The following is a 15,043-nucleotide window of genomic DNA, read 5'->3' on the forward strand; positions in this document are numbered from 1 at the left end:
GCCATATCATATTGCGGTACCTGTGTTTGAGCTATTTTTTGTAGTCTTATTTTCGAGCCGGTAAAAAAGAGATACAGGACTTGCTGAAGGAGGAGAACATTATCATCTCGCTACCGACACTGTACAGAATAATTAACCGGTTAGAAGCCGAGGGGCAACAATTTCTGCCGCAAAAGAGGAATGGAAAAAACGACCGGAAGATAAAGGGATACGAAGCATATCTTTCCCTTCCGAAGCTCTGGAATAATTGTCGGACGTCAAAGGCATAATGCATAGCGCAGCAAGGCCGCAACCAAAAAGTAGAGACGCACGCGTTCCTGCAATTTAATAGTGCCTGGCCATATGAAGTAAAATGTTTTATGGCTTGACAAGGCAAAAAAATTCTTTTATTGTAACGACAAAATCCTGTATGTTTTTTATTTCCTGTATACCAAGCAGTAATAATATGATAAAGGGGAAATAATGCCAGATATTATATCCGGAACAAAACTTCTCAATGATTGCCGTTTGTTATTTGGCCCTGACATTGTAAATATCACCAGTTTCTTGCAAAACATGTTGCCTTCCGAACTCAGGATGGTTTACAGGAAGAAGGTGCTGGAAACCCACCCGGACAGGGCTAAAATGCTGGGAAGGTTAGAATCCGATATGATACAGCATTTTAAAGAGATAGTTCTGGCGTATGAAAGACTAAATCTTTTCATAAAGAGCCAAAGTGCGAACGTGCTTATCGCCGGAAACAAAACAACAAAACAAAGGGAGGATGTACAAAAGACCGTAAGGCATACGGCACATTCTAAAAAGCAAAACAATGTTACAGAATTTTTTTACAAAGGCAGCATTCCAAAGCGGAAACTACTGATTGGTCAATATATGTATTATTCAGGCGCTATTTCGTGGAGGACATTGCTATCCGCTATTTTTTGGCAGAGGAAGCAAAGACCGCTTATCGGGCAGCTTGCAAGAGATTGGAATATTTTAACGACTGAAGATATACGAAACATCTTGACAACAAGAAACCATCGTGAAAAATTCGCTGAATACGCATGCCGGAACGGTTTTATAACACATTTTCAGTATTTGGCACTTCTGGGAAGACAGCGGAGGCTTCAGCGTCCTTTCGGCGAATATTTCCTGCAACAAAATATTTTAAACGTAAAAGAATTGGATGAATTAGTTAAAAAACATAAAGCATGGAATCGGGAGGCGAGAGAGGTTGTTAGTCCTGCCGGGCATAGTAGGTAGTACCTCTGTGACATTTTATTCTTACGTTCTGCACGAAAACCGGCAGGATATTAACTCTGACAGGGTTGTTTCTTTCCAAAAAATTGCTGCAATTCTGAAATAAAAATGTCGCTGTAATGGTAATTTAAGGATAAAAACGCCTCTTTTCTCCAATAAACAAATGTTTAAATTTTCAAAATGTTGGAACGGACAAGTATCACCAAGAGAGAAGACCAAAGATAAAACTACTATGTCTATAGGTAAACACAGAGATTTCAGTTGAAATTCAATATAAGACTAATTGCCGTATTATCAGTATATTTTTTGTTAGGGACTTGGATTGTTTATACATTTTTAAAACAGGAAAAAACTGATGAAATTGTTTTTAGTGTTGGCGCAGGTACAAAAGAAATTTCCTTTATCAGAGAAATAATTGCTGCGTATGAAAAAGAAAATCATGGAATAAAAGTAAAATTAAATGCCCTTCCCTCCCCCTCAGATCAACAACACCACTATTATCTCTCCACTTTAGACGCCGGAACCAAGTATGTAGATGTTATGCGAATCGATACCATTTGGATCCCTGAGTTCGCATCAGCACATTGGATTGAGCCTCTGAATGCCTATATTAACAGCAAAGAACGAGGTGCGTTCATTCCTGTAACGGAAAAAACGAATGTTTACAATAATACCCTTTATGCAATTCCCTGGAATATTAATATAGGACTTCTCTATTATAGGAAAGATTTACTGGAAAAATATCATCTTCCTCTGCCTGTTGACTGGGATCAGTTTGTGGCAGTATGTGAAAAGATTTCAGGAAAGGAGGATGTTTACGGATATTTATGGCAGGGCAAGCAGTATGAGGGTTTGGTTTGCAATTTTATAGAATTTATTGGCAGTAACAATGGTCAAATAATTGATGATACCGGAAATACTGTGATAGATTCTGCACAAAACAAAACAGCCCTCCAGCTTATGCATGATTTAATCTGGAAATATAAAATCTCTCCACAAAATACTTATAGCGAGCTAATGGAGGAATCTTCAAGGCATTTGTTCCAACAGGGTAAGGGACTTTTTTTGCGGAATTGGACATATGTGTGGGATTTATGCCAGGAAGACATAACACTGAAAGACAAAGTAGGTGTTGCCCTGTTACCAAAGTTTCCCGATGGATCGTTTGCTTCCGTATGTGGAGGATGGCATCTGGCAATAAATGCAAACTCCGGGAAAAAAGCACAGGCATGGAAATTAATTGAATTTTTAACCTCCGCCAAAGTTCAGAAAAGACTGGCAGAAAATGTATCGTGGGCGCCCACGAGAAGTTCCTTGTATAAAGATGCGGAGTTGATTGAAAAATTGCCCTTCCTCCCAATAGTAGAACAGTCGCTTGAAAATATACAAATGCGGCCAAATGTCCCGTATTATCAATGGATTAGCGACGTCTTGCAGAAATATCTCAGCAAGGTATTATCCCGTCAAATGGAAATTCAGGAGGCATTGCAGATCATGCAGGATAAAATAGAAAGGATTAAGGATGATTTTGCAAAGGAATAGATTCCCCTATTTCTGCTTAATCCCAGGATTAGTATTAGTGGCGCTGTTTAGTCTATTCCCGTTCATTGATACGCTTGTGCTTTCTTTCAAAAACTCAAAAACAATACTGCCTGACGAAACATTTAATGGTTTTCATAATTACAAAGTTTTAGTATCGTATTCACGCTTTTGGCATGCTCTTTTTTTTACCCTTCTTTTCACCTTTGTTTCGATATCTCTTGAGGCAATAGTAGGTTTATGTTTTGGGCTTATGCTCAATCTTATTTCTGAAAAAAAAGGGTTTTTGAGAATTTTTATATTAATACCCTGGATAATACCGACTGTAGTAACGGCCAGAATGTGGCAATGGATGCTGGATTACAACCTTGGCATTTTGAATTATCTTTTAGGAATTATTGAAATTGGCAGAATTAATTGGCTCGGAAATTCATTTGTCGCTTTTTTATCCCTGGTGATGGCAGATGTCTGGAAGACGTCTCCGTTTGTAGCTATAATTGTATGGGCGGGCCTTTCTGCCATACCGCGTGAAATATACAAGGCTTCCATAATTGATGGGGCAAACAGTTGGCAGTCTTTCAGATACATAACGCTTCCATTAATACTACCCATATTGGGGGTGGCCGTTTTGTTCCGTGCAATTGACACCTTAAGGATATTTGATCTTGTTTATGTTTTGACAGGCGGCGGGCCAGGAGGAGCTACTGAAACGTTATCGGTATATTCTTACAGACTTTTCTTTTATAAAGGCGATTTCGGACAGGGAGCTGCAGCTTCTGTATTTATTTTGCTTCTGGTCGCAGGGTTCAGCTATTTTTACATGAAAAAGTCTTTTGGAAAGACGGAGACAAATCAACCATGAAGTATATCATAATAACTGATCTGGACGGAACGTTGTTAGACCATACCACCTATTCCTTCGAAAAGGCAAAAGAGGCCCTGGCGTTGGTTCGTGCGCGTAACATTCCTGTAGTAATCTGTACGAGTAAAACACAGGCCGAGATTGAGGTATATCGTGAAAAACTGGACAATAAAGACCCTTTTATCCCTGAAAATGGCGGTGCTATTATTATACCGGACGGATATTTCAAATCTGTCATTGATAAAAAAAACGGGAACTATAGCATAGTCAGGCTTGGAACCCCCTATAAGGAAATTGTAGCTGCATTACACAAGATAAGGGAATCTTGCGGTATTGCCATAACAGGTTTTTCCGATTTAACGCCCGGGAAAATTTCGGCTATTACGGGAATCGATATTTCTTCCGCGATACGAGCGAAACAGCGTCTTTATTCTGAACCAATTTTTATAGAAAGTGGTCATGAAAATATTAACAAAATCAAAAAAATATTTAATGCTTTGGGTTTTAATTTTATGGAAGGAGGACGTTTTCATCACATTTTTAGCTTAAATACCGACAAAGGGAAAGCAGTAAGAATGCTAATCAATATGTATTGCGATCATTATCATGATCAAATACGCACAATTGGCATTGGCGACAGCCATATAGATCTGCCTATGTTAGCCGCGGTAGATGTTCCCGTTATTGTCCGGAAAAAAACGGGAGATTATGATAAAAGGATTCAGCTTCCAAATCTTGTTTATGCCGATGGAATTGGCCCGGCAGGTTGGAATAGGGAGATATTAAGGATATTCGAAGACCTATAAAAAGAGGAAAAACATGGGAGATTTTTTTCAAAATGGTGAGATTACCACAATTCACAGGTTTGACACCACCACAATAGAAAAGATAGAGCATGGCATTGAAAAATATGCCTATTCACGGCCTGTTGCGCTTGTTTTGCCGGCGACGCCCGTTGAACTGAAAGGAACTGCTTTACGGGGAATCGTTGAACAGATTAAGGAGGTAAAGTATATAAGCCAGGTTGTTGTGACGCTTGGTCGGTTTAATGAAAGCGAATTTGCCGAAGCAAAACGATTTTTTTCGGTTCTCCCTCAGGAAACAAAATTAATCTGGAATGACGGAGAAAATATTCAAAATCTGTATAAGCTTTTAACGGACGAGAAGATATCTGCGGGCATTGACGGAAAGGGACGGTCAGCATGGCTCGCTTATGGATATGTGCTGGCGACAGAAAAATCAAAAGTAATTGCCTTGCATGATTGCGACATTACAAACTATAGCCGTGAACTTTTGGCACGATTATGCTATCCTGTGGTAAATCCCAATTTGGATTTTGAATTCTGCAAAGGATACTATCACCGTATTACCGATCGGATGCACGGCCGTGTCACAAGGTTATTTGTGACTCCTTTCATCAGGTCGTTGAAAAAAATAATAGGCAATAACGATTTCCTCGAATACCTCGACAGCTTTCGTTATCCGCTTGCAGGAGAATTTTCAATGGCAACCGACCTTGCACGTATTAACAGAATACCGGGAGATTGGGGACTGGAGGTGGGTGTTTTGGCTGAAGTTTACAGAAATTGTTCGATGAGAAGGATTTGCCAGGTTGATTTGTGTGAAACGTATGAACACAAACATCAACCGTTATCTGACGAAGACCCAACCACCGGGCTTACCAAAATGAGCATTGACATCGCTAAGTCCATTTACAAAAATCTGGCTAGTATGGGTGTTGTTTTTTCAGGTGAATGCTTCAGAACGCTGAGGGCTACATACCAAAGGGCAGGTCATGAATTCATTGAAAAATACAACCACGACTCTGCAATTAACGGGCTTGTTTTTGACCGTCATCAGGAAATGAATGCCGTTGACGCATTCGTCAAAAGTATTGGCATAGCAGGAGAACAATTTCTAAATGACCCATCGGGGATACCTTTTATTCCAAATTGGAACAGGATTATTTCTGCAATCCCCGATTTCTTTAATAAATTAATTGCTGCAGTAGAAGCTGATAATACAAAAACGCGTTAATCTGAAAAATATACCTTACATTTTCGGACATATGGAGTAGGGTAAAGATTGTGCATCGATACAGAGTAATTTTATAATTAACCGGGGATAAACAAAAAGAAGGGGGGGATTTTCATGATCAATTTAAAAAAGAAGTACTCATCAGCCGTTCGTCAAAATGTACACATGTGGATAAGTAAAATGCAGGAGGTGGATATAATTGTCGGCATTCCTTGCTATAATTGTGAAGACACCATTTCGCATGTTGTGGCAGTATCCGCTGAAGGTTTAAAAAAATATTACCCCGATAAAAAATGCGCTGTATTTGTTTCCGATGGTGGTTCCCTTGACGATACACGAGAAAAGGCTTACTCCGCAACCATTCCTGACGGCATTGAGCGCCGCGTAACGATTTACCGGGGTACTCCTGGAAAGGGAACGGCATTCCGGGCAATTTTCGAGGTTGCCCAATTATTGAAGGCAGACGCCATCGTTGTTGTTGATGCTGATTTGAGGAGCATTACACCGGAATGGATTAAGATGCTTGCTGACCCCATTATAAACAAACAGGCAGGTTTTGTTGCCCCTTTATATCTTCGCCATAAATATGATGGCACCATTACAAACAACATTGTTTATCCGCTTACCCGTGCTTTATATGGCGCAAAAATCCGGCAGCCCATTGGCGGAGATTTTGGATTTTGCGGCGACCTGGCGGCATATTATGTAAACGAGGATGTGTGGGAGTCAGATGTTGCCCGTTTCGGAATAGACGTCTGGATGACTACTACTGCCCTTAATGAAGGGTTTAAAATCGTGCAGGCGCATTTGGGAACAAAGGTTCATAATGCAAAAGACCCGGCGGCGGATCTTGGCCCCATGTTTCAGCAGGTTATCAGTACTTTATATTATCTGATGAGTAAATATGAATCAAAGTGGAAACAAGCGGAAAAGACTGTGGATATAGAAACCGTTGGAATTACCGGCGAGGCGGCAAAGGTTGAGCCTGTATCGGTTAATTTTACAAAATTACTGGCAGAATTCAGCGATGGGTTTGAACAATTTGAACCCTTTTATGAACAGATACTTGATGCTGAGAATTTTAACCGTTTATATGATATTTCAATAGATTTCAACAAAACCGGAGAGATACATTTCCCTTCAGACCTTTGGGCAAGGATATTGTGCGACTTTGCCTTTACGTATAACCACTGGCAAAGGAACAGAAGGCGGCTTGTTGACATGTTAACGCCCCTCTATTTCGGACGAACAGCATCATATTGCCGTGAAGTGAAGGAAATGGATTCCACAGAAGCAGAAGACATCATAGAATTACAGGCAATGGAGTTTGAAAAACAAAAACCTTATTTGATAGAAAAATATAAAAAGGAATAGGTATTGGAATAGCTCCTGTTTTTGTTGACTACACACGACACCAAAACAGTAGTAAATTTTTGTCAATGTCTTGTAATACGCTGTTTCTTGCAATAATTACGTCTGCATTTAAAGCATCACCTTTTTCGATAAGGACTCGAAAAAGGCATACATTTTTATTTACTAAATATTGGGGAAAAAAGATTCTTTCCCTCATAGTGGAGAGTTAATTCGAAAACGTATGAATGAATTTATTTGCGGTATGCCAAAGGCGGAGCTTCATGTTCATATAGAGGGCACATTAGAACCCCAACTTATGGTTGCCATTGCAGAGAGGAACAAAATAAAACTCCCGTATAAATCGGTAGAAGATGTGCGAAGGGCATATACATTTGAAGACCTCTCGTCTTTTTTGGAGATATATTACAGCGGTATCCAGGTGCTATTAACCGAACAGGATTTCTATGAAATAACATGGAACTATCTGAAAAAAGCATCCTCACAACATATACGGCATACAGAAATGTTTTTTGACCCGCAAGCGCACATAACAAGAGGTATATCGTTTGAGTCCGTATTTATAGGTATTTTAGGAGCCATGATGGATGGAGAAAAGAAACTTGGTATTTCTGCGAGGTTAATAATGTGTTTTCAACGCTGTATGAGTGTAGCGTCTGCAATGGAAGCACTGTTGTTATCTTTGCCCTATAGAGAATGGATTATTGGCGTTGGCCTGGATTCATACGAGGTTGGGTATCCTCCCAAAAAATTTGCTTCTGTTTTTGCAAGAGCCAGGCAGGAAGGATTTCTCACGGTTGCGCATGCAGGAGAAGAAGGCCCTTCTGAATACATCTGGCAGGCTTTACATTATTTGAAAGCATTGCGTATTGACCATGGAACTGCCTGCATACAAGATATGCAATTAGTGGCTCTGTTAAAGGCAGAGAGCATCCCTTTGACGGTGTGCCCCTTATCTAATATAAAATTACATATATTTGATTCTTTGAAGATGCATCCTTTAAAAAAGATGCTTGATATGGGGCTGCATGTCACCATCAATTCTGACGACCCCGCTTATTTTGGCGGATACATAAATGAAAACCTCCTTGCTGTCCAGGAAGCTTTGCGTTTAGATCATAACGATATTTACCGGCTCGCCAGGAATTCCTTTCAGGCAACATTCCAGACTGCAAAAGAGAAGATGACATTATTAAAAGAACTCGACTGTTTTATGCTGAAACACCAACCACACTTAACTGAAGAATCGTTCAATTATGCATTTGAACGATAACAGATGATGTCTATTTAATTCGTTTTCAATTCTAATTTTTGATCACGCACTTCTTCTTGCAAAGCAGGTACGGCAGTCGTGAATAATTCTTTTATTTCATCCTGATTATAAACGACAGCAGGGTCTTTCCCCGTTCTCCATTTTGTAATCATAGAATAAGACATATAGTCGCTATATGCCTTACTGTGATCCCCTTGCATACTATAAATTTGCGCCCTGTTGTAATAGGCGTCTTCATAAAGAGGGTCGATTTTCTTTGTAATCTTATCATACCATTCCATTGCCTTGTCCATCCGATCCATTCTATGATAAATCGTACCGATATTGTATGCGGCATTAGCATGTTTCGGATTTCTTCTCAATACTTCCCTGTTTTCTTCCAAGGCCTCGTCGTACCGCTGTTGTAATGCATAGACAATTGCCCTCTGATACCGGGCTTCTATGTTTTCCGGGTTTATTTCCATCGCTTTATTATAATGGACGAGGGCTTCTTCAAATTTTTTCTCTCTTAAACTCATTAAACCAAATACAACATAAACGTTGGAATATTTTGGATTGATTTCAAGAGTGGTATTTAGCTCTTTTATCGCCTCATCAATTTTACCCTGCCTATGCAATGCAATCGCAAGATTATAATGGGCGTTATCATAATTCTCGTCGATTTTAGTGGCATCGCTAAATATTTTTTCTGCATCTTCATATAAGCCCATATCCAAATAACCAACGCCGAGGTTAAACATTATATACGGGTTATTTGGATCAAGTGACAGCGCATGTTTATAATTTTCTATGGCATCGATATCTTGTTCTAATTTATGTAAAAAAAGGCCCAGTTCCACATGCGTTAACGGATTATCAGGTTCATTTTCAATTGCAATAATTCTTTTTTGGAATTCATCTGGCGGTGCGCCTATTTTATCAAAAGTTTCTGCTAGTTTTTTGTGCGCCTCAATAAAGCCCGGTTTTATATCAATAGCACTTCGAAAATCCTTAGCAGCATCTTCTAATTTCCCCAGCTTAAAGTAAACATCACCTCTGCCATAGTATGCTATTTCGGAAGACTTATCCGACTCAATAGCTTTCGTATATTCACTAAGTGCTTCTTCTAATTTATTTTCCTTTGCCAAAGTGTTTGCTCGCTCAATATGTTTCTCCCGTTTGCCACATGCAAATGAGATACAAACCATAGAGAGTAATAGTAACAGGTAAAAAAACTTTAACTTCATTGCCGGAATCTCCAACGAAAATAAAAAGTAGAATATTTGTCGCTTATGTTTAAGTATACGAAAGTATAGGTAAAATTTCTTGTATTTCAACTCATTTATAATAAAAAAGGAAGCTGTGCATTACTGCACAGCTTCCTTTCATAAACATCTTTTATACTAATGAAAAAAGTTACGTTATTAATGCTCTTTCATGGATCTTGCAGCTGGATCATGGCCAGATTCATGATGATGCGCACTGTGTGAACCAGCGGTAATGCCGAGTTCCTTGAGTTTTCTCTCAATGTACTCAACCTCTTCAGCAGGTGCATGATGTGTGTCTAACCAGCCTGGATCTGGACAAAGATCGAAGATCGTCTTGCCAGGGTGATTCTTTACGATATATGGCCCGGTCAACTGATCCAGCCATTCGCCTGTTTTCCAGAACTGCTCAGGCTGCCATGAAATACCAACCTTCTTTTCCAAAGCAGCAAGCCTTCTTGCACGTGAAGCATTCTGCTTTACGTTGACCAACCAACGATCCATACCGAATGAACCGTCTGAGTAGGTAGCATCATTCCAGGAGCCGTGCGCCATGCCCTTGTAAATGTATGTCTGGAAGTAACCAACACTTTCAAAACAAAGCCTCTCCACATCAGTAACGTTTGACATTCTAAACTCTCCGGATTCGCCAGTCTTACCACCGTAAGCTTCTCCATCATGGTACGCGCCAATCTTCAAACTCCAGATGTGCTGACCTGACCAATCAGGACAAAGATCCTTTGGCATGGGGTCTAGTACACCGTCAATAAGAAGATCTTCCGCTACCTTGAATGTTTCACGATACTTCAAACTAGCGTCTTTAACAGACTCGTCCATCGCCTGCAAATTCTCGCGGGCGAATCTTGGTGAATGACAGTCGTCACAGATAGATACCCAACGGTCTCTCTTTTCCTTCCAGAGTGGTGCACCACGATCAGCCATCGACATACCCATACTGGTATATACGATACTTGCTCTCTGCACGTTATGATGCCCGCCCCTCATATGACAGTACTGGCAGGTAGGACCAACGTAATCAGCATCAGAAAGCTTCTTTGAGAAGTCAAACTGTTCCGTATCCCACTTGTTAACCTGATATACCGTACCATGAAGACCTATATCATAAGCTTCCCAATCCCTGTGATCTTTACCCCAGTGACAGGTCTTGCATTGCTCGGAGCGTCTTGCAACTGCCGGATCAAACTGATGCCTCTGGTGGCAAGTGCTGCACCTTTCTTCAGGGCTGGTATGGCAGAAAGTACAACCCGCTGTATCTCCGGGTGGCCTTTCAATTGACCATGCACACTCAACCTGAGCGAAACTGGAACAAGATGCGTGGGAACCAATTCCTCCCTGCCCTTGCTCATTGTACTGCGTTTCGTGACATTCTGCTGTCCCGCAAGCCTTTGATGAAGGCATAGTTAACTTCTGATGGTTGTTGCCGTGGCAGGTATCACAACCAGTTGGTGCCGGCTCTGCCTTTGAATGAGCACTCTTATTATAATCCCTTACAATGCCGGGAGTCATAACTGAGTGACAAGCAACACACTGCTCCAGCTTAAATGTGCCCTTAATCGGGTTTGAAGGCCTTACCTCATCCCTGTTGTACATATAATCCGGGATGTAATAACGGTACGCAGGCAATGTCTTCCAAAACTTGCTGTATTTTCCCGGGTATGGTGACCTCTGTGCATCTTTTGGGTAACCCATATATTTTGCTTTCAAACCAGAGAAAAATACCTTACCACTATTATCAGGCTCCCCAGGCATACCATAAACTTCGTGTGGTACCCAGTGAGTGATAATTTCTACAGCCTTGGCTTCTTTCACCATAAGGCTTGAAACAGTACCTATAACGCCACAACCAATCAACGCTGATGCCAATGTAACTTTCAAAAATTTACGCATGATACTTTTTATCTTCCTCCTTTCTCGCATTTCTCTCATACCACAATCACGTTTGATTGCGGAACAATAAACATACTTCACCACCTTGGAACCCCTCAAACCACCCCCTTTCCGAAACACTAAACCTAAACTGTTAAACGCTATCTCTAAAATTAACTGTAGACTGAACTTCCTTACCATCGTTTTTTTCGGACAGATTATTATACTTAATCTGCTTTTCAAGTCAATACAAAAAGCGAATAATTTTTACTCTTTGAATTTTGCCGACGGATGTCTGATTGCAAAAATAATTGATAGTGCCTGCACATCAGAATATAGCCTAAACACCCTGCTTTACCTTGTGAAAATTATGATTGTCAATTTGCACAATTACGCGCTGACAACAACTATTTCTGAGGCAAGGCCTCAAAATTTTTCTTTTTTTGAATTTAATGATGACTGAATTCCAGGGCCATTTGAAAATTGCCCATAATTTTTGCAACAACCTATTGCAAAAGATTGAACAAAAGGCAAGCAACATCTATGCCGTCTTTATTTTTATGTTTATTAGTTTATAACCTATTGGTGAACAACAGCATACGGGTTTTCTTAAATTAATATCACTTACGGAGATAGACGCGAAACGGTCACCGGATATCTATCTTATAGCAATGCAAGTATAATAAACAATGCGACAGCAACATGTTAAACCATGTCTATATATGGTCATTGTCCGGCGGAAGTCGGTCATATCGATATATTCTTCATTCGTTAAAATTTAAAAACCATGTACCATTTTAATTTTTTGAAAAATCATTCCATGTGCAAGCTCCATGCTGCCGCATGGGGGGGGAAATAATAAAATCTGCTTTAGCAGGAAATTAAGCCGATGCACTTCGCCACATGGGAGGGTAAAATCCACATTGACATGTTTCCAAGAGTTGGAGAAATGCGCGAAAGAGCCTGATGATAAGTGATGCGAAAGCAGCAAGCAGTAATGATAACAGAAATAGATTTTTGCTTTATCGTTATCCTGATTTATGATAAGAAAACAACTTGCTGTCTTTCGTTTCTCAACTTAATTTTTTGTCACTTTTTATAAAAATCAGGGATTCTTTATCTATAATCTATATCTTATCTATATCTATCTTAAAACGATATCTATCTTAATACGATGAAATTTTGAGAGGATACGAAAAGGATTCTTTGAAAGGGGAAAAATGCCTTACGAAGCTATAAACAAGAGATGTTATGAAAAGAAACGCACGGTGCTAGAGTATGCCCTTACAGCATTGCAAATAGCCGAAGTAATGATTTTTATAAAATACAAGGAATATATTGCCGACAGACAGGTACTTGATATCGGATGTGGCGCCGGAAGGACAACTTTACCGCTGGCGAAATTAAGCAAGCATTACATTGGGATGGATTTTTCTCTTGATATGATAGCACTCTGCAAGGAAAAATTCGCCAATACAACTTTTCTCCATCATGACGTCAGAAATATGAAAATTTTTGAGGATGACACGTTTGATTTTGTATTATTTTCATATAATGGATTAGATTCTATGGGCAATAATAACCGGCTAAAAACCTTAAAGGAAATTCATAGAATACTAAAAAAAGATGGGGTATTTGTGTTTTCTTCTCATAATAGAAATTACCGCCTTGAAAATTCCTTTCCCAGGATGTCTTTTGCACCCTGCCCATACGTTCAGGCAAAACTCTTTGCAAAATATTTTAGCTCAGTGATTAATTTTTTAAAAAATAAAAGGCGGGAACAGTTTAACGAAACATACGCAATTATTAATGATAAGGCACATAGTTATGCTTTATTAACTTACTATATAAATAAAAATAATCAACTATTACAAAACAAAGATATTGGACTAGAAACGGTGGAAATGTACGATATCTTTGGCAATACATTACATCCTGGCGATAGCGATAACCATAGCGCATGGATTTATTATGTTACAAAAAAAACTTGAAACCACTGGGAATACGGTATTAATCACAATCAGGACTACTTTCATGCCTCGTTGTGACCTCTGCCCTTGATGGCTAAAATGGAAACGAGAGATGAAATAATTTAAACCGGCTATAAAACAAGCGATGTTTTAAAAACCTCACCTGCTTTAGAACCAATTAGTGTTCCTGTATGACAAAATTGGCGCCATCATTCTTTGAGGGGATGTATTCACCGATAGGGCAAAGAGTCTTGCTCTCTTTTTCACATCGTATAAGAATCTTCCACAACGCCTCAAGGCTCTCTTTTTCATGTTCCGTTTCCGGAGTCATCTTTATTCTTGACGGGCTTTCAATAGAAATTTTCATGCAATCGCTCCTTGTAGTGATGATTATATAAAATGGTGGAGACAAGGGGATTCGAACCCCTGACCTTCTCATTGCGAACGAGACGCTCTCCCAACTGAGCTATGCCCCCGCCCCTATTTCAATACAGCTTAAAAGAAGGTATATTTTTTTCTCAATATAACAATCTCTTGATTCAATTTCACTATTTTTTTGATAATTTTAAACATTATACATTTTTTCACCTCAGTTACTTATATTGATTTCTTTTTTGGATTGACATAGAACAAAAGCTCTGATACTCTATGCCGCAAATAATATCGAAATTCACCTGTGCCCACTATCAACGTCGGTAAGTTTGTGAAAAGCCGTGAGATGACAATGTAGAGCAAGGTGTGAAGAATGCTGTTGAAGATCATGATTTTTGACTGGCATTGTTATCCTTATCGTGTAAAACGGCTTCTTAAAAGTGCACTATGATATATTTCTCACTTGCAATAGGCATTATTTTGGTACTATTCCTCAGTTTTGCCACGAATGAGCTATGGGTGAAATATATCAACAACAAGCTTCTTAAAGGATTTCTCCTGCCCGGAGCTATTGTTCACGAACTTAGCCATGCTCTTTTATGTCTTATTACGGGAACCACCATCAGCGAACTTAATTTGTTTCGAACGGATAACACTGGGATAAAGTATGATAAACCAAAGGTCCCCTTTGTTTTCGACTTTATTATCACCTCTGCGCCTCTTTTTGGCTGTGCGTTTTCCATCTTATTAATATCAGGTATTCTGTCCAATCCCATTCGCGTAAACAATGCATTTCCCGAAAAAATTCCTCTTTCATTTAATGGACTTTTCAATTTAATCCGGTATTTGCTTGATTCGGTATGGATTACTTTTCATTCTTTTCGCAGCCAGTTTCATATAGAAGAAGTGCGGCATGTACTGTTCCTTTTTGCTATTATTGTATTTACCGTATCAATGTCCCCGCATAAACAGGATTTTAAATATCTGATACCCGGATTCGCCATCCTTTTTGCTATACTCTTCTTTCTTGAAAAATTTGGTGTATCTTTGCTAAAAAATTCATGGTGGAGTTATTTTATAAAAGAGCTGTGGACAATAACCACGCTCTCCATTTCCGTACTTGCGACACTACTTTTTTTTACTTTAATCATTATGGGATTTATAAAAGGGTACCGGTTGACGTTTGGACAAAAAGGGTCGAACAAATAATTATAAAGAGATTCATTTTAGCACATTCCCCACCCCC

At 39.4% G+C, this 15,043-nt stretch carries 13 protein-coding genes and 1 tRNA gene; 10 read left to right on the forward strand and 4 right to left on the reverse strand.

Going from position 1 to position 15,043, the window contains the following annotated elements; genetic code table 11:
• Positions 1 to 80 precede the first annotated feature (80 nt).
• The 8 genes from M5U24_RS11070 to M5U24_RS11105 all read left to right on the forward strand — a co-directional run bounded on the left by M5U24_RS11070 (position 81) and on the right by M5U24_RS11105 (position 8,324).
• Positions 81 to 269: a hypothetical protein gene (locus M5U24_RS11070; protein ID WP_099325530.1), complete on the forward strand. Its 189-nt coding sequence runs from the start codon at positions 81 to 83 to the stop codon at positions 267 to 269.
• Between the two features lie 193 nt (positions 270 to 462).
• Positions 463 to 1,245, forward strand: a complete 783-nt coding sequence (locus tag M5U24_RS11075; RefSeq protein ID WP_099325529.1) for a J domain-containing protein — start codon at positions 463 to 465, stop codon at positions 1,243 to 1,245.
• Between the two features lie 258 nt (positions 1,246 to 1,503).
• Positions 1,504 to 2,784: an ABC transporter substrate-binding protein gene (locus M5U24_RS11080; RefSeq protein ID WP_099325528.1), complete on the forward strand. Its 1,281-nt coding sequence runs from the start codon at positions 1,504 to 1,506 to the stop codon at positions 2,782 to 2,784.
• Between the two features lie 37 nt (positions 2,785 to 2,821).
• Positions 2,822 to 3,643, forward strand: a complete 822-nt coding sequence (locus M5U24_RS11085) for a sugar ABC transporter permease (protein WP_230405708.1) — start codon at positions 2,822 to 2,824, stop codon at positions 3,641 to 3,643.
• Positions 3,640 to 4,449, forward strand: coding sequence for an HAD-IIB family hydrolase (locus M5U24_RS11090; RefSeq protein ID WP_099325526.1), 810 nt, complete (start codon positions 3,640 to 3,642; stop codon positions 4,447 to 4,449). The genes M5U24_RS11085 and M5U24_RS11090 overlap by 4 nt, the downstream gene beginning before the upstream one ends.
• A 13-nt stretch (positions 4,450 to 4,462) precedes the next feature.
• Entirely contained in the window at positions 4,463 to 5,680 is a 1,218-nt protein-coding gene (locus M5U24_RS11095) for a glycosyl transferase (protein WP_099325525.1), read from the forward strand.
• A 114-nt stretch (positions 5,681 to 5,794) separates the two neighbouring features.
• Positions 5,795 to 7,054, forward strand: coding sequence for a glycosyltransferase (locus tag M5U24_RS11100; protein WP_099325524.1), 1,260 nt, complete (start codon positions 5,795 to 5,797; stop codon positions 7,052 to 7,054).
• Between the two features lie 220 nt (positions 7,055 to 7,274).
• The gene (locus M5U24_RS11105; protein WP_099325523.1) at positions 7,275 to 8,324 is read left to right on the forward strand and encodes an adenosine deaminase; all 1,050 of its coding nucleotides are present in this window, start codon (positions 7,275 to 7,277) and stop codon (positions 8,322 to 8,324) included.
• A 14-nt stretch (positions 8,325 to 8,338) separates the two neighbouring features.
• On the opposite strand, the gene M5U24_RS11110 is transcribed toward M5U24_RS11105, so the two are convergent.
• Entirely contained in the window at positions 8,339 to 9,550 is a 1,212-nt protein-coding gene (locus tag M5U24_RS11110) for a tetratricopeptide repeat protein (protein ID WP_099325522.1), read from the reverse strand.
• Positions 9,551 to 9,727: 177 nt separating this feature from the next.
• On the reverse strand, positions 9,728 to 11,476 hold the full coding sequence (locus M5U24_RS11115; RefSeq protein WP_298202439.1) for a hydrazine dehydrogenase: 1,749 nt from the start codon (positions 11,474 to 11,476) through the stop codon (positions 9,728 to 9,730).
• Positions 11,477 to 12,675: 1,199 nt separating this feature from the next.
• On the opposite strand from M5U24_RS11115, the gene M5U24_RS11120 reads away from it, so the two are divergent.
• The gene (locus M5U24_RS11120) at positions 12,676 to 13,446 is read left to right on the forward strand and encodes a class I SAM-dependent methyltransferase (protein ID WP_099325520.1); all 771 of its coding nucleotides are present in this window, start codon (positions 12,676 to 12,678) and stop codon (positions 13,444 to 13,446) included.
• 157 nt (positions 13,447 to 13,603) lie between these two features.
• Here the strand turns inward: M5U24_RS11120 and M5U24_RS11125 are convergent, their stop codons facing one another.
• Both M5U24_RS11125 and M5U24_RS11130 read right to left on the reverse strand, forming a co-directional pair.
• The gene (locus M5U24_RS11125; RefSeq protein WP_099325519.1) at positions 13,604 to 13,792 is read right to left on the reverse strand and encodes a hypothetical protein; all 189 of its coding nucleotides are present in this window, start codon (positions 13,790 to 13,792) and stop codon (positions 13,604 to 13,606) included.
• Between the two features lie 33 nt (positions 13,793 to 13,825).
• A tRNA-Ala gene (locus M5U24_RS11130) sits at positions 13,826 to 13,901 on the reverse strand.
• Positions 13,902 to 14,244: 343 nt separating this feature from the next.
• Here M5U24_RS11130 and M5U24_RS11135 point away from each other — a divergent pair.
• Positions 14,245 to 15,006, forward strand: a complete 762-nt coding sequence (locus M5U24_RS11135) for a hypothetical protein (RefSeq protein WP_164995587.1) — start codon at positions 14,245 to 14,247, stop codon at positions 15,004 to 15,006.
• The last annotated feature ends 37 nt before the right edge of the window (positions 15,007 to 15,043 follow it).

This window comes from Candidatus Kuenenia sp. (assembly GCF_027493735.1).
Classification (GTDB): domain Bacteria; phylum Planctomycetota; class Brocadiia; order Brocadiales; family Brocadiaceae; genus Kuenenia; species Kuenenia stuttgartiensis_A.

Bases quoted from the DNA above. Each gene is read 5' to 3' on its own strand.
- M5U24_RS11135 (WP_164995587.1), top strand. From the start codon at position 14,245: ATGATATATTTCTCACTTGCAATAGGCATTATTTTGGTACTATTCCTC.
- M5U24_RS11115 (WP_298202439.1), bottom strand. From the start codon at position 11,476: ATGCGTAAATTTTTGAAAGTTACATTGGCATCAGCGTTGATTGGTTGT.
- M5U24_RS11120 (WP_099325520.1), top strand. From the start codon at position 12,676: ATGCCTTACGAAGCTATAAACAAGAGATGTTATGAAAAGAAACGCACG.
- M5U24_RS11100 (WP_099325524.1), top strand. From the start codon at position 5,795: ATGATCAATTTAAAAAAGAAGTACTCATCAGCCGTTCGTCAAAATGTA.
- M5U24_RS11125 (WP_099325519.1), bottom strand. From the start codon at position 13,792: ATGAAAATTTCTATTGAAAGCCCGTCAAGAATAAAGATGACTCCGGAA.
- M5U24_RS11075 (WP_099325529.1), top strand. From the start codon at position 463: ATGCCAGATATTATATCCGGAACAAAACTTCTCAATGATTGCCGTTTG.
- M5U24_RS11095 (WP_099325525.1), top strand. From the start codon at position 4,463: ATGGGAGATTTTTTTCAAAATGGTGAGATTACCACAATTCACAGGTTT.
- M5U24_RS11090 (WP_099325526.1), top strand. From the start codon at position 3,640: ATGAAGTATATCATAATAACTGATCTGGACGGAACGTTGTTAGACCAT.
- M5U24_RS11105 (WP_099325523.1), top strand. From the start codon at position 7,275: ATGAATGAATTTATTTGCGGTATGCCAAAGGCGGAGCTTCATGTTCAT.
- M5U24_RS11110 (WP_099325522.1), bottom strand. From the start codon at position 9,550: ATGAAGTTAAAGTTTTTTTACCTGTTACTATTACTCTCTATGGTTTGT.